The sequence below is a fragment of the Microbacterium excoecariae genome (assembly GCF_011326725.1).
Taxonomy (GTDB): domain Bacteria; phylum Actinomycetota; class Actinomycetes; order Actinomycetales; family Microbacteriaceae; genus Microbacterium; species Microbacterium excoecariae.
In genome coordinates this window covers 2397236-2415429 of the sequence record NZ_JAANCO010000001.1, presented here as the reverse complement: position 1 = coordinate 2415429, position 18194 = coordinate 2397236, and the positions used below count along the sequence as shown (strand labels likewise).

Genomic DNA, 18194 nt, shown 5'->3' with positions numbered 1-18194 from the left:
CTCATCGAAGTTATGACCCGTATCGATATGCACCACCGGGAACGGCAACCGCGCCGGCGCGAACGCCTTCATCGCCAGATGCAACATCACCAGCGAATCCTTACCCCCCGAGAACAGCAACGCCGGCCTCGACAGCTGCGCCACCACCTCCCGGATGATATGAATCGACTCCGCCTCCAACTGCCTCAGCTGGGAAATCGAGTAGTGCTGCTCTGAGCTCACGCAGGGGTGCCTTCCTGTGCGGAGGGGTGTCCGGGCACCCCGGGTCGGGATGCCAACAGGGTGACCTTACCTGAGGCGTATTACGGGCGTGTATTCCGGAACATTAACCCAACATCCCCGCCCTCTCGTGCTGATAGGTTGCTCGACATGGACTGGGCCACACTGCTCACGGAGTTCAACTGGCCCCTCGCGATCGCCGCCGTCGGGATCGGCGTCGTCGTAGGCCTCACAGGCATGGGCGGCGGGGCGCTGATGACACCGCTCCTCGTGCTCGGGTTCGGCGTCAGCCCGCTCACCGCGGTCTCGAGCGACCTCATCACGTCGGCCGTCATGAAGCCGGCGGGCTCTATCGTGCACGCGCGCCACGGCACCGTCGACTGGCGCATCGTGGGGTGGCTTGCCCTCGGATCCGTTCCCGCCGCGTTCGCCGGTGCCCTTATCATCGCGGCGGTTGGCGAGCTCACCGGGGTACAGGCGTTCGTCAAGACCGCGCTCGGCGCCGTCCTCCTCATCGCCGCCGCGCTGCTCGGTCTGCGCGCGTTTATCGGGATGCGCAACCGGGCTCGGGAGCGCCGGTATGGCACCTCGACGCGGCGAAGCGAGGCGGCCGAGATCAGGGTCCGTCCGATTCCGACGCTCATCATCGGGGTGGTGGGCGGCCTCATGGTGGGCCTGACCTCGGTCGGCAGCGGGTCGTTCATCATCATCACGCTGATGCTCATGTACCCGCTGCTGTCGATGAACAGGCTCGTCGGCACAGACCTGGTGCAGGCCGTGCCGCTGGTCATCGCCGCCGCCATCGGACACCTTCTCTTTGGTGACGTCGACTGGTCGATCGTCATCCCGCTGACGATCGGAAGCGTGCCCGGCGCGATCCTCGGCGCGCGTATGTCTTCTTTGATGCCGGGCGGCATCGTGCGGCGCGCGCTCGCGCTCGTCCTCCTGGCCGCCGGGCTGCGGATGCTGAACGTCGATCTCGGCTGGACGATCGCCGCGGTCTCGCTCGGTTTCGTTGCCGCGACGGTCGGCTGGATGGGTCTCCGGCGTGCCAACGGGCTCGAGGCGACGTATGCCGGGGAGCGGAAGGTCGCGGGGGACGACGAGGTCGTGGCCGATTCGCCCCGCTAGAACCCCAACCCGCGCCGCCGGTACGCCGCCGGCGACATGCCCTTCTGGGCGCGGAAGGCGCGGTAGGCGGCGTCGGGGGATCCGAATCCGACGCGGCGGGCGATCTCCTCGAACCCGTCCTCGGTAATGATGAGGTCGCGGCCCGCGGCCTCCACGCGGCGCAGGCGGATCGTCTGGGCGAGCGAGAGCTCCTCGCCCTCGAACAGCTTGTGCAGGTGGGTGCGGCTGATGTTCATGCGGCGCGCGAGCTGCGCGACCGTGAGATCCGGATCCGTGTACTCCGCCGCAATGAGGTCGCGCACCCGCGTGCGCACGTCCGCGAGCGGCGGGCCCTGGTTCACGACGGGTCCGGGGGAGAGGATCCGGGCGTGCACGAGATCCGTCAGCGCGCGGGCGACGAGCGCGGTCTCGGGGGATCCGTCGGTCGGGGCCGCCGTCGCCAGCCCGTCCGTCATCCCCGCGAGCGCGGCGTCCAGCGGCGAGGCGGGGAGGGCCCGGAACGCCCGGTGCGCCACCTGGTCGGGCGTCATACGCAGGGCGCCGACCGGGAGGGCGAGGCTGACGATGCGGCCCGGCCCGATCGTGTGATTGCGGAAGGGGCGCGAGAGTGGGAGCACCACCGTCTGGCCCACCGTCAGCGTGTGCGCCTCGCCGTCGCCCGCCTCGATGTGCAGGGCGCCGCGCGCGACGCGCGTGAGGAAGACGACGTCGCTCGGCGCCTCCCGGACATCGGTAACCGTTCGCTCCATCGCCCAGGCGTTCGCCGTCAGCTCCTGGAACGTGACGTGGCCGATGCGGGCCGACACCAGGCGCGCGCGGAAGGCTTCCGGCGACGCGGACGACACCGTCAACCCGGCCGAGAGCAGCTGAAGGCCCGCGCCGCCGGCGAGAGAGACGGTCGCGTGTGCGCCATGGCCGGCCGGAGCGATGCCTGTCGGGAGGGAAGAGGGAGGCATCGCGTCGGGCATACAGGTGATCCTTCCGTGGCCGCCCGCGATCCGCGGGACGTGTCGGCCAATATGAGGATATTCGGAGCGGATTCCCTCCCGGATTGCCGCAGACCGTCCGCGGGTCGCAGTTTGTCCGCACAATTCCCCGTAGCCGGTACGAGGTATCGCGCCTAGCTAGGATATTGCCACGACCCGCATCGTCCGGCGAACCCGAAACGCTCGACACTGCGGCTCAGGCGCCGGTGGCGGGCAGTGATGCCGTCGGTGTCTGTGTCGCGCGCGGGAGGATTGGGGGATCCGCCGATGCCAGAACTGCTCCGCACGCCCGACGGCGCAGCCACCGCCCTGCCGCTCCACGACGCCGCCTTCGTCGGGCGCGAATTCGAGCTCTCGCGCCTGCGCGAGCACGCCCAGCGCGCCGCGGCGGGATCCACTCAGCTCGTCGTGATCGAGGGGCCCCCGGGGATCGGCAAGACGGCGCTCGCGCAGTACGCGTTCGACGCGCTCGGCGAGTCGGCGCGGCTCGCCATCCGGCTCGATCCGCAGGACCGTCACGTTCCCGGCGGCACCGCGTGGCGGGTGTTCCACGACGGGCAGGAACCCGCCGACGTCCCCGCCGTTGACGTCGAGTTCCTCGTCGACGGCGTGCTCGAGGCCGCCGCGGCCGTGACCGGCCCCGCGATCATCCTCGTCGACGACCTGCAGTGGATCGACGATCTCTCCGCCGAGGCCCTCTGGCTCGTCCTGCGCGCCCTCGATCGATTCCGCGGGCTCATCGTGACCACGATGCGGCCGAACCACCGCCGCCTCGTCCAGCGCCTCGCCCGCTTCGCGCAGACGAGTCCCGACGCGAGCTACCTGCGCCTCGACGCCCTCAGCGCGCGCGACGCGCAGGACCTCCTGCGCGAGCGCACCGGCCTCCCGATCTGGCGGCACGCCAGCGACCGGCTCCGCACCGTGACCGGGGGCTACCCGCTGCACCTCGACATCGTCGCCCGCGCGCTCGCCCAGGCCCCGGCCGGCGAGCGCAGCGTCGACGGGATGCTCGCCACCCTGCGCGGGTCGACGGATCCGCGCCTGATGAGCTTCGACCGCGCGATCCACGCCGCGCTCGTGGACGAGGGCGACGAGGTCGCGCTCCAGCTTCGGGCGCTCGCCGTCGCCCAGCGACCCATCTCGATCGAGGACCTCGGGCGTCTGACAGCGACCGCCGTGGACACGGCCCCGATCGTGGCGACGGGCCTCGTGACCGCGAACGCAGACCGGCGCACGCTGCGCATCGACCACGCGCCGGTCGCCGGCGCCATCCGCGCGAGCATGAGCCCGGAGGACCTCGCCCGCCTGCACCTCGACGTGGCGGCGTTCGAGCCGGAGGCCGCGCTCATGCACCGTCTGCACGCGGCGCTGGCGCACCCGGGTTCGGGCGAGACGGACCCGATCGTGGCGGAAGCCCGCGCGACCGCCGCCCGCGAGCTTCACCACGGCGGTACCTGCGTTGACCGGATGCTCCAGCTCGTCCGCCTCGACACCTCGCCCGAAACGATGCGCCTTGCCCTGCGCGGGATCGCCGTCTCCGCGACGCCCCAGCGGATCCTCGAGATCGAGCCGGCCGCCGCCGCGATGCCGGCCGGCCCGCTACGCGCCGCCCTCGAGGCGCGCGCGGCCGCCGCGCGGTACCGCCCCGTCGCCGCCCTGCGGATCCTCGAGGAACACGAGCACGCGCTGGCGGGATCCGACATCGCCGACGTCCTCGCGTACGCGGAGGCGGCGGGGGCGATCGGCCGCATGGCGGCCGCGATCTACCGCACCGACGTCGCGACGAGCGTGTACTTTTCCGCCCTGCGCGAGCTGGACGCCCGCGCGGTGCCGGACGGCGACGCGGAAAACGCGGGCCGCGTGCGCGGGGTGCGGGCGTTGCTGCGGGTGTGGTGCGCGCTCGCGGAGGTCGGCCCGCACAACATCGAGGAGTCCATCCGCGTGCTCGCGGACGAGGCCGCCCGCGCCGACGTCGTCCCTGACGCGAGCGAGGCCGCCGCGACCGCCCACAGCATCCTCGGGATCCTCCTGCGCCAGACCGGCGACAACCGCGTGGCGCTCACCCACCTGGACGCCGCGCTCGCGCACTCGGCCGCGGGCGCGCACCACGTGACGGCCGTCCAGACGCATCGCGCGCTGATCTTCTTCGACGCGGGGCTCTGGCCCGACGCGGACGTCGCCATCGAGCACGCCCTCGCGCGGCTCGTCGAGACGGGGGAGGGGCCGGACGCCGTCTACGCCCACGCGGTCTGCGCCCTTCTCTGCGCGGGGCGCGGCGACGCTGCCGGCGCGCACGCCGCCCTCGCGCAGGTCGCGGAGTTCGTGCCCCTCGCCGCCTCGCCGCCCGTCGTCGCCCTCGTCGACTACGCGCACGCGTGGCTGGCGATGGGAGGCGAGAGCGAGGAGGAGTTCGCGGACGTCGCCCAGCGCATCGCCGACAACCCGATCGGCGGCAGCATGATCGGCGGATCCGTCGTCAGCATGCTCGCCCGCGGGCTCTACAGCGGCGGGTACGCCGAACTCATCCCCGACCTCGTCGACGACGCCGAGCGCGTCCTCCTCCCGCACCCCGATAACCCCGCACGCTTCACGCTCGCGTACGCGCGCGGGCTGCACGCGTGGGCGCTCGACCGGCCCCACGACGCCGCGTCGTCCCTGCGCGCCGCGATCGACCAGATCGCGCGCGGACCGGGCCTGCGCACGCCCGGGGACCGCGCGCGCGGTCTCGGCCTGTTCCGCGCGCTCGTCGCCGTCGACCTCGCGACCCTCGTGCGCGACAACTCCGACGCCCTGTCGGGGCATCGGGATCGCGCCCTGTCCGAGGTCGTCGCCGCGAGCAGCGTGTTTCGCCGGTGCGGGGTAAGTCCGCTCGCGGCCCGCGCGCGGCGACTTGCCGCCGAGATGCGGGGCCTCGCGTCCGCACCGGCCCCGTCGTCCGCGCGCGAGAACGGATCCGTTCCCGCGGCCCTGACGCGCCGCGAACAGCAGATCGCGCACTTCGTGGCCGACGGCCTGACGAACCGGGAGATCGCCGAGGAGCTCGTCGTCTCGGTGCGCACCGTGGAGTTCCACGTCGCCAACGCGCTCGCGAAGCTTGGCCTCACCTCGCGCGTCGAGCTGCGGCACCTCGTGCGCGCGCCGCGGGACGCGTAACGCCCGGTCGCCCTTCCTCACGACGCGCCCAGACGCGCCGTGGAGATCGCCGTCGCGCTCGCGCGCGCCTGGGGCCACCCCCGTATCGCCCCCGTATCCGTGCGCGCCACGGGGGAGGCCCACCGTCTACGTGTTGTTCCCCGTAGGCCCCACGGGAATCACGCGAACCTCGTAGGATCCCCGTTCAGCCAGGTCATAACTTCGGGACGCCCCCTCTCACGGCGACCCGGAGCCGACCTCACATGCCCTTGCTTTCTTCCCGGCGCCCGCGCGCATTCACTCGCCGGCGCGTCCTCGCGACGTCGCTCGCGGCCGCCCTCGCGGCCGCCGTGCTCGGCGGCGCGGTCGCCCCCATCGACGAGGCCGTCGCCGCCGTGCCGGCCGCCTCGAACACCACCTCGGTCGTCACGATCAAGACCGGCGGCGACCGCACCGGGGGCGCGACCATCGCGCCGCTCGCCGGCGTCGTTCTGCACCTGCGCACGGGCGGCTCCACCGGGCCCTCCACCACTCGCGCCGACGGCGTCGCGGGCGACGGTGCGGGCTGGGCCCGCTGCGTCGCGGACGCGCAAGGCGACTGCAACTTCACGGTCCCGAACACGGGAACGAACCAGGCGAACCGCAACCGGCAGTTCTGGGTCGTGCAGCAGAGCGCACCGACCGGATGGGTCGCGAGCGCGGCGCTCCGCACGGGCAGCGGCGACGGATCCGGATCCCAGGCGACGCCCTACGTCTTCCGTACGCCCGCCCTCGTGTCGAACACCGTCTACCGCTCGACGGACACCACCTTCATGGTGCCTACACGGGACGGCAACGGGCGCGATGCGAACAACGACCGAGACGCCTCCGGCGGCATCTGGCAGCAGCGCCGCGTCAACCCCAACCTGCCCCTGACGTGCGGGCTGGACGTCGCCCTCGTGCTCGACCTCTCGAACTCCGTGTCGAACAACGGGGCGCTCGAGCCGCTGAAGGACCAGGCCGACGCGCTCGCGAACGCGCTCGTGGGCACGCCGTCGCGCATGGCGCTGTTCTCCTTCGGGTCGCTCTCGCCCGCGCTCACGTCCCAGCCCAACGACCCGACGCTGCGCTCCGTCGCGACGCAGTCCGCCGCCGACGCGTTCACGAGCACCTACGCCGATTGGACGACGCCGACCCTGGCCGGGACCGCCATCCGCGGCGGGACCAACTGGGATCGCGGCCTCTACGCGCCCGCGCAGGCCACCGGCGCGCTCAACGACTACGACGTCGCCGTCGTCCTGACCGACGGCAACCCGACCCTCTACGGGCCGGATGCCATCTCGGGAGGCAGCACGGTCAACGGGTCCGGCAACTACACGCGTTTTCGCGAGGTCGAGAACGGCATCTTCTCGGCCAACGTGCTGAAGTCGCAGGGCACGCGCGTCCTCGCCGTAGGCGTCGGCCCCGGCATCACGGACGCGCAGACCGGCCTCAACCTCGCGGCGATCTCGGGCGGCGAGGCGTACAACGCCGCACAGGACAACGCGCTCACGGCCGACTATTACCAGCTCGCCGATGTCAACCAGGCCGGGCGCGCCCTCGCCGACCTCGTGCAGGCGCAGTGCGCCTCGTCGCTCAGCGTCACGAAGATGATCGTCCCCGAGGGCGGCGACACCGCCGACGCCGAGCCCGCCGGCGCGGGCTGGGACATCACGGCCACGAGCACGACGGCCGGCGCCGTCCCCGCTCCCGCCACGCGCACCACGACGGACGACGGCACCGGGTCGGTCAGCTACCCGCTGAACGTCACCTCGGGCACGGCCACCGTCGAGGTCCGCGAGGCCCAGCAGTCTGGGTACGCCTACCTCGGTAGCGAGTGCATCGTCCGCACCGCCTCGGGAAGCACCACCCGCGTCACGACCGAGCGCGAGGACGATCCGGCGGCGCCGGGATTCTCCGTCAGCGCCGCGCAGGGCGAGCGCCTCAGCTGCACGATCTACAACACGCCCGCGCCCGCCTCGCTCAGCCTCGTGAAGACCGTGGAGGGCGGTGACGCCGACCCGGCCTCGTGGACGCTCACCGCCACGGGCCCCGAGGGCGCCGAGCCCGGCCCGACGGGTACGACCGGCACGTCCGCCGAGGTCACCCCCGGCGCGACCTACGTGCTGTCCGAGTCCGGCGGCGACCCGCGCTACGTGCAGGTGGACGAGCGCACCCGCCCGCTGCAGTACCCCGCGTCGACCGGATCTTGGTCCTGCACCGACGTGATCACCGGAGAGAACGTCGGGGGCGCCGAGGGCGCGATCAGCGTGCCCAGTGGGGCCTCCGTCGAGTGCGAGGCCGTCAACCAGACGGCGAGCCTCACGCTGCTCAAGCACGTGGCGGATCCGCTGCCCGGCGGCGACACCGCGGACGACTGGACGCTGTCCGCGGACCCGGCCACCGGAGTCGCGGGCCTCGACCGCGCAGAGATCGCGGGCGCCGAGGAGGCGTCGGACGAGAACACCGTCCTCGTCCGACCCGACCACGACTACACGATCGACGAAGAGGGCCCGACGGGCTACCGCGCCACCCTCCAGCGCCTCGTCGGTGAGGAGTGGGTGGACGTGGACGAGACGACCGTGTCCGTCGCGGCTCTCGACACCGACACGTACCGCCTCGTCAACGCGCGGATCCCCGGATCCATCGCCTGGTCCAAGGTCGCCGACGGCGCCTCGCAGGCCCCGCTCGCGGGCTCCACGTGGCAGATCGTCGGCCCCGACCACCCCGCCGACGACCCGCTCGTCGTTGAGGACGCGGACGAGACGGGATCCTTCCTCGTGGAGGGCCTCGACTGGGGCACCTACACGGTGACGGAGATCTCGGCCGCCCCCGGCTACGCGCTCGCCGACCCCGCGCCGTCGTTCACTGCGACCCTGACGGGCGCCGACCGTGACTACGTGCACGCCGACGCCATCGCCAACCCGCAGCGCGAGATCACCCTGCCGGTCGCCGGCGGATCCGGAACCTGGCCGTACCTCGCGGGAGGCGCGCTCGTGCTCCTCATCGCCGCGGCCGCCGCCCTCCGCGCCTGGCGCCGACGGGCCTGACACCCCCCGCATCACACCACCCACCCATCCAGAAGGAACCTTCATGTCTGAGAAGTCCCTCGCACGCGGCGCCTGGCGGGCCCTCGCCGGCGTCACCGCGACCGCGGTCCTCGCGCTCGCCGCGGGCCCGGCGTTCGCCGCCGGCCCCGGCAACATCGACCCCGAGGCCGAGCCGACGCTCACCATCCACAAGTACGAGCAGCCCGACGGCACGCTCGGCGAGAACGACGGCACTGAGATCGACGTTCCGGCGGACGCCAACGCGCTCGAGGGCGTCGAGTTCACCGTCCAGCGCCTCGGATCCGTGGACCTCCTCACGAACGCCGGGTGGGACACGCTCGACGGCCTCACCGCCGCCGACGTGCTCGCCGACCCCGACGCCTACGGGCTCGAGGCGGGCGTCGCCGAGACGACCGACGCGGAGGGCATCGCGACCTTCGCCGCGCCCGACGTCGAGATCGGCGCCTACCTCGTGACGGAGACGGCCGCCGGCCCGAACCCCATCGTGCAGCCGGCCGTGCCCTTCCTCGTCACCCTGCCGATGCCGGCGGGCGACGGCGCGTGGAACTACGCCCCGCACGTCTACCCGAAGAACGCGCTGAGCTCGATCACCAAGGCCGTCGACGACACGAGCGCCGTCGTCCTGGGCGACATCGTCGACTGGACCATCACCAGCGCCGTCCCGCTCCTGCCCGAGGGCACGACCTACACCGACTACACCGTGACCGACACGCTCGACGCGCGCCTCGGCTTCTCGGCCGCCACCGTCTCGCTCGGCGGCACCGCCCTCGTCGAGGGTACGGACTACACGCTGACGGCACCCGCCGTGGGCGAGAACGGCACCGTCACCATCCAGGTGGACCCCGCCGTCGCGAACGCGGCGGGCGCGGGCGCCGAGCTCGTCGTCGTCCTCTCCACCGAGGTTCTCTCCATCGGCGATGGCGTCATTCCCAACACGGCCACGGTCTTCATCAACGACCCGGAGCGCACGAACGGCACCGAGTCGAACGAGGTCGACACGAAGTGGGGCGCGCTCCAGATCGTCAAGCACGCCGCGGGCGACGAGACCCAGCTTCTCGAGGGCGCCGCGTTTGACGTGTACGCGGTCGACCCGGCGCAGAACGCCGACGCCGAGCCCGTCGCCTCGCTCGAGACGGACGAGGCCGGTCAGGCGACCGTGTCGCTCGCCACGGGCCAGGCCGACTCGCGCGACTACTGGCTGGTCGAGACCGCGGCGCCCGCCGGGTACGAGCTTGACGAGACGCCGATCCAGGTGACCGTCGTCGCCGGATCCGTCGCCAACGCCACGGTCGAGCTCATCGCCAACAGCCAGGTGCCCGCCTTCATGCTGCCGATGACCGGTGGCATGGGTGCGTCGCCGATCGTCCTCGGCGGCCTCGGCATGCTCCTCCTCGCCGCCGGCGCGTACCTCATCGTTCGCCGTCGCGCCCGCGTCGCCGAGCAGGCCGCGTGACCCTGAGCCCCACGCACGACGCGCGGCGGCGGCCCCGACGGGCCGTCGCCGCGCGGCGTCTCGCGCGCCGTCGCGTCGTGCGTCAACGCGTGGGGCTCGCGACGCTCGCGCTCGCGGGCGTCCTCCTCATGCTCTACCCGCCCGCGGCGACCTGGGTGTCGTCGCTCAGCGAGGCGGGGGCGCTGACCTCCTACTCCGAGCGCGTGGCCGGCCTCACGGACGCCGACCGCGACCGCGCGCTCGCCGCCGCCGACGCCTACAACGACACGCTCACCGACGGCCCGATCGTCGACCCGTTCAGCAACACGCCGGGGGTGGAGCAGCTCGCCGTCGACGCCGACGCCCGCGCGTACCTCGATCAGCTGGCGCTCGACGACGTTATGGCGCGGATCCGCGTCCCCGCGATCGGCGTCGACCTGCCCGTGTTCCACGGCACGACCGACGAGACCCTCCGCCGCGGGATCGGCCACCTGTACGGCACGTCGCTTCCCGTCGGCGGATCCGGCACGCACGCCGTCCTCACGGGCCACAGCGGGCTCCCCGAGGCCGAGCTGTTCACACGGCTCGCGGACCTTGAGGAGGGCGACGAGATCGTCGTGGAGACGATGGGGGAGAGCCTCACCTATCGCGTCACGGGATCCGAGACCGTCGAACCGACCGACATCGATTCGCTGCGCCCGGCCGCGGGCCGCGACCAGCTGACGCTCCTCACCTGCACGCCCATCGGCATCAACACCCACCGCCTGCTCGTCCACGCCGAGCGCGTCGACGACGCGCCCGCCGCGAACGCCGAGCCGGCCGGGGTGGGCACTCCCTGGGCGCTCATCGCCGCCGGCGTCGCCGTGGCCGGCTGGGGCGCGGTCGTGGTCGGGGCGGTGCGGCGGCGCGGCTGAGGCGCGCCGCCGCCCGCTCAGCCCGCGATCTCGGTCACCTCCGGCAGCACGTACTCGCGGGCGAGCACGGACGCGTGCGGCCGGTACACGCGGAACAGGAAGTTCCAGCCGTCCGAGATATCGAGGCGGTTCGGCTTGTCGCCGACGACCTCGGCGGATCCGAAATACACGGTGAACGTGCCGTCGTCGTTCATGTGCGTTGTCGCGGGGCTGAGGGTCGCGTTGTCCGAGTGGAAGAACGCGTCGTCGCCGTACACCGCGATCGACCAGAACGCGTCGCATGGCGGCACGGTGTACGTCGCCGAGTAGCCCTTCGTGGCGTCGGCCGGGCCCGTGTAGTTGATGTAGACGGCCTCGGTCTCGGGAAACAGGCCCCACGCGCCCGCGACCGCCAGGTGCCGCGTGGCCTCGTCGACCTCGCCGCGGCGCCCCATCCACTCGGCCGGGTACTGCGCGAACGTGCGGAACTCCTTCTCGTACTCCGCCCGCAGCGCGAACATCGAGGCGTAGTCCCAGTCGGCCGGAACGAACGGATCCGCGCTCCCCGCCTCGATGCGGAAGGCGTTCAGGATCTCCCGCACCTCGGCGATCTCCTCCTCGTCGCGCATGTCGTGCAGCTCGACGCGCGGCACGGCGACGCAGTAGCGCGTCGGCGAGTCGATCTCGTGCCAGCCCGGCTCGTGGAACACGCCCACCGTGTAGTGATCGTTGTCGATCACCATGAGCGAGACGTACCGGCCGTCCGGCGCCTCCGGGATGAACACGCGCGCGCCCCGGGCCGTGTCGATCACGCCGCCGCCGTACAGCGTGTCGCGGTTCATCCGCACCACCGGCTGCTCGTGGGTGGGCACCGGGCGCGAGATCAGGTAGAACGCGTTGACCGCGCCCCCCGCCCGCTCCTGGAAGACCGCGAACCGGCCGTCCACCTCCGCGCGAATGTAGGTCTCGGGCGTGACTGTCGTCGGCATCGTTGCTCCCCCTCGTGGATGTGGGGCCAGGCTATCGGCGGGGTGCGCCTGCGGTCGAGGGGCGATCGGATGTCGGTGCCCCCTGCGAGAATCGTCCCCATGGATCCCGCCGCCCGCGCCCTCGCCCCGCTCGTGACGTTCGTGGAGGAGGGCGGGTTCGGCGCGCGGGGAATCCACGTGCGGGTCGGATCCGACACCGCGCGCTTCGACGCCGTCCCGGACGCCCGGGTCGACGTGCAGTCGGTGGCGAAGGGCGTGTGCGTCATCGCCGCGGGAATCGCGAGCGACGCGGGGCTCTTCGACATCGACCGGCCCGTCGCCGAGTACCTGCCGGGGATGCGGCTCGGATCCGGCGCCTCCGAGGTCACGACCCGGCACCTGCTGAACATGACGAGCGGCGTCGACCTGCCCTGGTCGCCGACCCTCATGACCGACTGGCCCGACCTCGCCGCCGAGTTTCTCTCCCGCCCCACCGAGGGGCGGGCGTTCCAGTACTCCAACGCCTCGACGTACACGGCGATGCGGGCGCTCGGCGCCGTCGTCGGCGACGTGGGGGCTTTTGTGCAGGCGCGGCTGTTCGACCCAATCGGGATCCCCTCGGTCGAGTGGGAGCGCTGCCCGAACGGGCACATCGTCGCCGGCGGGGGCCTGCCCCTCAGCCTCACCGAGCTCGCGCGCCTCGGGCTCCTCATCCGGAACGCGGGGGAGTCGCTCGTCTCGCCCGGGTGGATCCGCGCCCTCCACGAGCCGTGGTTCGTGCGGGAGGAGTCCGCGGATCCGTACCGCCGCTACGCGCTCGCCGGCTGGGGCGGGCCGGGAGACGCGTGGCGGCTGCACGGCGCGTACGGGCAGATGCTCATCTTCTCGGGCGACGCCGTCGTGGCGATCACGGCGGACGATCACTTCGGGGCCGATCAGATGGCGGAGCGGGTGGTGGGGGTGCTGGCGGGGGCGTGAGGAGCCGGCGTCGTGGGCGGTCGCGCGGACGGCGCGCGGCGCCTGCGTGGCGCGGGGGAGGTCGCCAGCGTTGGTCGTGGCGCCGCACCGGGCCCGAGGGCTACCGCCGGGGCTTCGCGCCCTCCGCGTGCCGGGCGGCCTTCTCCGCCTCGGGGAGGGCGCGGTTCGTGCGGTAGGCCTCCTGGGTCCGCTCGTCGCCGCCCACGACAAAATCGTCGCCGGCGAACAGCGCGTCGACGCCCTGCCGGGCCACGAGGGTCTTGTCGTTCTTCCACGAGTTGTCGCCGTAGACCGTGTCGTGCATCCCGGCGTTCGCGTGGAAGTCGCTGTTCGTCGCGCCGGGCAGCAGCGCCGTGACGGAGATGCCCGTCTCGATGAGTTCCTCCCGGAGGCCCTCCGCGAAGGAGTACCCGAACGCCTTCGTCGGCCCGTAGACCGTCTCGTAGGGCGTCGGCGTCGTGGCGCTCACGGACGAGACGACGAGGATCCGCCCCGCGCCCCGGGGCGCCATGTGATGCACGACGCGCTTGGCGAGGTGGACGGTGCCCGTGATGTTGATGGCGATGATGCGGAACTCGTCCTCGAGGGAGTTCTCGAGGAAGGATCCGCCCTTGCTGATGCCGACGTTCAGCGCCGCGACCTCGACCGGGCGGCCGAGCGCGGTCACGAAGGCCCAGAAGGCCTCGACGCCGTCGTAGGTGCCGAGGTCGGCCTGGAAGGGGTAGGCCTCCTGGCCGAGCGCGCGGAGCTCCTCGGCCGCGGCGAACACGCGCTCGCTCTGGCCCGAGATCGCGACGTCGTAGCCGCGGCCCGCGAGCTGCTTCGCGATCTCGAGGCCGATGCCGGAGGATCCGCCCGTGACGAGGGCGAGGGGGCTGGTGGTCATGGTGCTCCTTGGGGTTGCGTGGTCGGATCCACTCTCCGCCCTCGACCGGGGGCCGCGGAAGGGACGGGGGACCGTAGGACATTGCGGCCCACCCACGTTGCGGGCGCCGGGGCGACAATGGGCGCATGGCCCGAAACGACGCGCTCAGCGACTTCCTCACCGCCCGGCGTGCGGCGATCACGCCGGCGATGGCCGGGATCCCGGCCCAGGGCGTTCGGCGCGTGCCCGGCCTGCGGCGCGAGGAGGTCGCGTTCCTCGCGGGCGTGAGCGTGGACTGGTACGTGCGGCTCGAGCAGGGGCGGCAGGTGCGGCCGTCCGAATCGGTGCTCGACGCGATCGCGCGGATCCTGCAGCTCGACGACGCCGAGCGCGACTACCTCGTGAATCTCGCGCGGCCGAGCGCGGGGATCCGCGGATCCGCGACCCCCGTCGTCCGGCCGGGCATCGAGCGGATGATCCGGGGCCTCGACGACCAGCCCGCTTTCGTCCTCGGGCCCCGCATGGAGGTGCTCGCCGGCAACGCGCTCGCGTGGGCGCTGTTGCACGACTTCTCCGCGCACCCCGTCGGCGACCGGAACCTCTTGCGGTGGATCATGACGGATCCGTCCACCCGCACCCTCTATGTCGACTGGAGCGTCGTGGCCACCGAGATGACGGGCGTACTGCAGCTCGAGGCGAGCGCCCACCCGCACGACGCGGAGATCGCGGCGCTCGTGGGGGAGCTGTCGACGTCGACCCCGGAGTTTCGGAAGTGGTGGGCGGAGCCGAACCCGCAGGGCCGCACCTCTGGCACGAAGCGCTTCCGCCACCCCATCGCCGGCGAGCTCACGATCGAGTGGGAGGCGTTCGTCGTGCCGGACGACGAGACGCAGACCCTGTTTATCTACACGGCGCGCGACGCGGCGAGCCGGGAGGCGTTGGGGTTGTTGGGGGCGTGGGGGGTGTCGGGTTCCCCGGGTGCGGACGGCGCCGGGAGAGTCGAAGCCGAGGCGCGCGGGGGAGCGTAAGAGGGAGGCCGCGGAGTGCGCGGCTGCGGCGAGGGGCCGCGGCTGCGCACTCCGCGGCCCCTCGCAGGGAATCAGGCCGCTCGCACGCGAGCGGTGCCCGAGGCGGAGGCCGACGTGGCGCCGCCGAGCACCTCCACGCCCCATGCGCCCGCGGGACCGGTGACGATCACGTCGTCCCCGTCGCGGTGCGCGCGGAACTCCGCGGTCGAGCCGTCCGGTCGCTCCACGCGCAGCGTGCGCGTCCAGCCCGGGTCCGTCCCGGGGTGCACGAGGAGCGTCAGCCCATCCAGGTGATCCGCGTCCGGCCGGTCCTCGTGCGCCGACATCGGGATCACCGCGCCCTCGCGGACGTACAGCGGCAGCGAGTCGAACCCGTGCTCCTCCCGCCGCCACCCCGCCTCCGCGACCGCGCCCGTCCGCAGCGCACGCCAGGAGCCTTCCGGCAGGTAGAACTCCGCGACACCCGATGCGTGGAACACGGGCGCGACGAGCAGGTCGCCCCCCAGCATGTACTGCCGGTCCAGGTGCGGCGTCGCCGGGTCCTCCGGGAACTCCAGCATCATCGGCCGCATGATCGGCGTGCCCGAGTCGTGCGCCTCGCGCCCGGCCGCGATGAGGTACGGCGCGAGTCGGTTCTTCAGGCGCGCGAAGGTGCGAGTCACGGCGACGGCGCTCTGCGGGTCCGCCTCGTCCTCGCCGAACATCCACGGGACGCGATACGACCCGCTGCCGTGGAAGCGGCTGTGGCTCGACATGAGGCCGAAGGCCACCCAGCGCTTGAAGACGCCCACGTCGGGCGCATGCTCGAAGCCGCCGATGTCGTGGCTCCAGTACCCGAAGCCCGAGTACGCAAGCGACAGGCCGCCGCGCAGCGTCTCGGCCATCGACGCAAAGGAGGCCGTGCTGTCCCCACCCCAATGGATGGGGAAGCTCTGCCCGCCCGCGCTCGCCGAGCGCGCGAACAGCACGGCCTCGCCCTCGCCGCGCTCCTCGGCGAGCACCTCGTGGACGGCCTGGTTGTAGAGGTGCGTGTAGTAGTTGTGCAGGCGCTCGGGATCGGACCCGTCCGCGTACACGACGTCCACGGGGATGCGCTCGCCGAAGTCGGTCTTGAACACGTCCACACCCTGCCGCACGAGCGCCCGCAGCTTGTCCTTGTACCAGGACGTCGCATCCGGGTTGGTGAAATCCACGAGCGCCATGCCCGCCTGCCAACGGTCCCACTGCCATACGGACCCGTCGCGCCGGTGCACGAAGTACCCGCGCGCGAGACCCTCGTCGAACAACGGCGACTGCTGCGCGATATAGGGGTTGATCCACACCGACACCCGGAGGCCCCGCTCGTGCAGGCGCGACAGCATGCCCTCCGGATCAGGGAAGACCCGCGTGTCCCACTCGAAGTCGCACCACGTGAACTCGCGCATCCAGAAGCAGTCGAAGTGGAACACGCTCAGCGGGATCTCGCGCTCGCGCATGCCCTCGACGAACGAGGTCACGGTCGCCTCGTCGTAGTCCGTCGTAAAGCTCGTCGAGAGCCACAGGCCGTATGTCCAGGCCGGGATCCGCGCGGGGCGCCCCGTGAGCGCCGTGTACTTCTCGAGGATGCTCTTCGGGTCGGGGCCGTAGATGATCGAGTAGCGAATCTCTTCTCCGGCGACGGAGAACTGCACGCGCTCCACGGCCTCCGAGCCCACCTCGTAGGAAACGTGCCCCGGGTCGTCGACGAAGACGCCGTATCCCCGGTTCGTGAGGTAGAACGGCACGTTCTTGTACGCCTGCTCGCTCGACGTCCCGCCGTCGTAGTTCCAGATGTCCACGGTCTGGCCGTTCTTGGCGACCGGCCCGAAGCGCTCGCCCAGGCCGAACACGAGCTCGCCGACGTCCAGGTCGAGCTGCTCGAACATGTAGCTCATGCGCGACGCGCGCTCGAGCTGGACCGGCCCGTGATCGACCGAGGCGTCCGGGGACACGTCGACCCATGCGGCCGACTTGCCGCCGCTGCGCGTCAGGGCGCGCCCCTCCGCCTCGAAGGCGAGCTCGAACGATTTCCCCGTCGTCATGCGCGCCGACAGCGCGCCGGCGCGCAGCTCGACCCGATCCCCGTCCCGCGTGATCTCGACGTCGTCGTCGGTCTGCGTCACGGGGAAGCGGAGCGGATCCGGCCCGCCACGGTGGTGCACGTGCGACACGGTGATGACATCGGCCATGGGCGAGGACAGCGTCGTCGTCACGATCGGCAGGTTGAGGGTGTCGCCGCGCTGCGTCACGACGCGCGTCGGCGAGAACACCCGCACGCGGTCGCCCTCCTCGATGATGCGATCGATCTCTCGCGCGTAGTGGATCCCCACTCCCGGTCGCGCGTGCCAGAACCCATCGGTGAACTTCACGATTCTTCCTTTCTCAGGGGGTGTGCATCCGTCCGCACGGCGCCGGTCGACCCCGCGAGCCGCAGCTCGCACGGCACCAGGCGCTGGACGCGGTCGGCGGGGTTTGCCAGATGGCTCACGAGAGCCGCGACGCTCGCGCGGCCCAGTTCCTCGCCCGGCGCGACGAGCGCGCTCAGCGCGGGATCCGCGGTCGTCGTCGCCTGCTCGGAGGTCGCCAGACCCAGCACCGAGACATCCCGTGGTACCTGCCGGCCCGCGGCGACGAGGCCGTTGAGGAAGCCATGCACGGCGCCCTCGTTGAGCGCCAGGACAGCGGTCACGTCGGGGTGGTCCGCCACGAGTGCCCGCGCCGCCGCGCGGCCGGACCGTGGATCCTGGGGCGCGCGCACGATGACGGGCTCGCGGCCGCGCTCGCGCATGGCCTCGGAGAACGCGCCCTCGGTGCGGACGATCGGCCCATAGCCGACGAGCTGATCGGAGGCGAGCTCGCCCGACAACAGCGCGATGTTCCGATGCCCCCGCTCCTCGAGGTGCGCGAGGCCCTCACGCACGGCGCCCGCGAAGTCCATGTCCACGAACAGGTGCGCGCTCGGATCCGCCGTGCGGCCCACGAGCCCGAAGGGAATCTCGCGGCGCTCGAGCGCGGGGATCCGCGGATCCTCCGCCGTCACCTCCATGAGGAGCACGCCATCGACCAGCCCCGAAGAGACGTACTCGTCGAGTTGCTGCGGGTCGTTGCTGACGGGCCACAGCACGAGGTTGAACCCCGCGCGCGCCGCCGCGACGGCCGCGCTGGTGACCACGCCGAGCGCTGTGGTGCCGAGCGTGTGCTCCAGGGCGGGGAAGACGATCGCGAGGATGTGGGTGCGCTGGCTCGCGAGGGCTCGGGCCAGAACGTTGCGGCGGAAACCGAGCTCGGCCATCGCCGTCTCGATGCGCGCACGGGTTTCCGCGGAAACGGGCTTCGTGTCGTTCACGACGAAGGAGACCGTCGCGATCGAGACCCCTGCGCGTTCGGCGACGTCACGCATCGTTGCCATGTCGTTGTCCTTCCGGTTCGTCCGCTGTCGAGAGATCGGCGGCGAC

General features: G+C 72.2%; 13 protein-coding genes. 7 read left to right on the top strand and 6 right to left on the bottom strand.

All coding sequences use genetic code 11. The annotated features are described in order from the left end of the window. On the bottom strand, positions 1-222 hold a 222-nt coding region (locus G8E01_RS11130; RefSeq protein ID WP_166319648.1), incomplete at its 3' end, for a phosphoadenosine phosphosulfate reductase domain-containing protein. Positions 223-369: 147 nt separating this feature from the next. Here G8E01_RS11130 and G8E01_RS11125 point away from each other — a divergent pair. Then, the gene (locus G8E01_RS11125) at positions 370-1350 is read left to right on the top strand and encodes a sulfite exporter TauE/SafE family protein (protein ID WP_166319646.1); all 981 of its coding nucleotides are present in this window, start codon (positions 370-372) and stop codon (positions 1348-1350) included. On the opposite strand, the gene G8E01_RS11120 is transcribed toward G8E01_RS11125, so the two are convergent. Next, positions 1347-2306, bottom strand: coding sequence for a helix-turn-helix transcriptional regulator (locus G8E01_RS11120; RefSeq protein ID WP_166319644.1), 960 nt, complete (start codon positions 2304-2306; stop codon positions 1347-1349). The genes G8E01_RS11125 and G8E01_RS11120 overlap by 4 nt on opposite strands. Before the next feature lie 297 nt (positions 2307-2603). Here G8E01_RS11120 and G8E01_RS11115 point away from each other — a divergent pair, with 297 nt between their 5' ends. The 4 genes from G8E01_RS11115 to G8E01_RS11100 all read left to right on the top strand — a co-directional run bounded on the left by G8E01_RS11115 (position 2604) and on the right by G8E01_RS11100 (position 10903). After that, positions 2604-5489 carry a helix-turn-helix transcriptional regulator gene (locus G8E01_RS11115; protein WP_166319642.1) on the top strand — a complete coding sequence of 962 codons (2886 nt, stop codon included), beginning with the start codon at positions 2604-2606 and terminating at the stop codon, positions 5487-5489. Positions 5490-5731: 242 nt separating this feature from the next. Beyond that, positions 5732-8536, top strand: a complete 2805-nt coding sequence (locus G8E01_RS11110; RefSeq protein WP_166319640.1) for a SpaA isopeptide-forming pilin-related protein — start codon at positions 5732-5734, stop codon at positions 8534-8536. 43 nt (positions 8537-8579) lie between these two features. After that, positions 8580-10010, top strand: a complete 1431-nt coding sequence (locus G8E01_RS11105) for a SpaH/EbpB family LPXTG-anchored major pilin (protein ID WP_166319638.1) — start codon at positions 8580-8582, stop codon at positions 10008-10010. Continuing rightward, entirely contained in the window at positions 10007-10903 is an 897-nt protein-coding gene (locus G8E01_RS11100; RefSeq protein WP_166319636.1) for a class C sortase, read from the top strand. The genes G8E01_RS11105 and G8E01_RS11100 overlap by 4 nt, the downstream gene beginning before the upstream one ends. Positions 10904-10920: 17 nt before the next feature. Here the strand turns inward: G8E01_RS11100 and G8E01_RS11095 are convergent, their stop codons facing one another. Further along, positions 10921-11871 carry a DUF1214 domain-containing protein gene (locus G8E01_RS11095; RefSeq protein ID WP_166319634.1) on the bottom strand — a complete coding sequence of 317 codons (951 nt, stop codon included), beginning with the start codon at positions 11869-11871 and terminating at the stop codon, positions 10921-10923. Positions 11872-11970: 99 nt separating this feature from the next. On the opposite strand from G8E01_RS11095, the gene G8E01_RS11090 reads away from it, so the two are divergent. Beyond that, positions 11971-12828, top strand: a complete 858-nt coding sequence (locus G8E01_RS11090; RefSeq protein ID WP_166319632.1) for a serine hydrolase domain-containing protein — start codon at positions 11971-11973, stop codon at positions 12826-12828. Positions 12829-12928: 100 nt separating this feature from the next. Here the strand turns inward: G8E01_RS11090 and G8E01_RS11085 are convergent, their stop codons facing one another. Next, complete coding sequence (locus tag G8E01_RS11085) at positions 12929-13714, bottom strand: SDR family NAD(P)-dependent oxidoreductase (protein ID WP_166319630.1); 786 nt, start codon at positions 13712-13714, stop codon at positions 12929-12931. 125 nt (positions 13715-13839) lie between these two features. On the opposite strand from G8E01_RS11085, the gene G8E01_RS11080 reads away from it, so the two are divergent. Continuing rightward, positions 13840-14721: a helix-turn-helix transcriptional regulator gene (locus G8E01_RS11080; protein WP_166319628.1), complete on the top strand. Its 882-nt coding sequence runs from the start codon at positions 13840-13842 to the stop codon at positions 14719-14721. A gap of 71 nt (positions 14722-14792) precedes the next feature. Here the strand turns inward: G8E01_RS11080 and yicI are convergent, their stop codons facing one another. Both yicI and G8E01_RS11070 read right to left on the bottom strand, forming a co-directional pair. Beyond that, entirely contained in the window at positions 14793-17108 is a 2316-nt protein-coding gene (yicI, locus tag G8E01_RS11075) for an alpha-xylosidase (protein WP_166319626.1), read from the bottom strand. Then, on the bottom strand, positions 17105-18148 hold the full coding sequence (locus tag G8E01_RS11070; RefSeq protein ID WP_166319624.1) for a substrate-binding domain-containing protein: 1044 nt from the start codon (positions 18146-18148) through the stop codon (positions 17105-17107). Before G8E01_RS11070 ends, yicI begins: the two co-directional genes overlap by 4 nt. Positions 18149-18194: the final 46 nt, after the last annotated feature.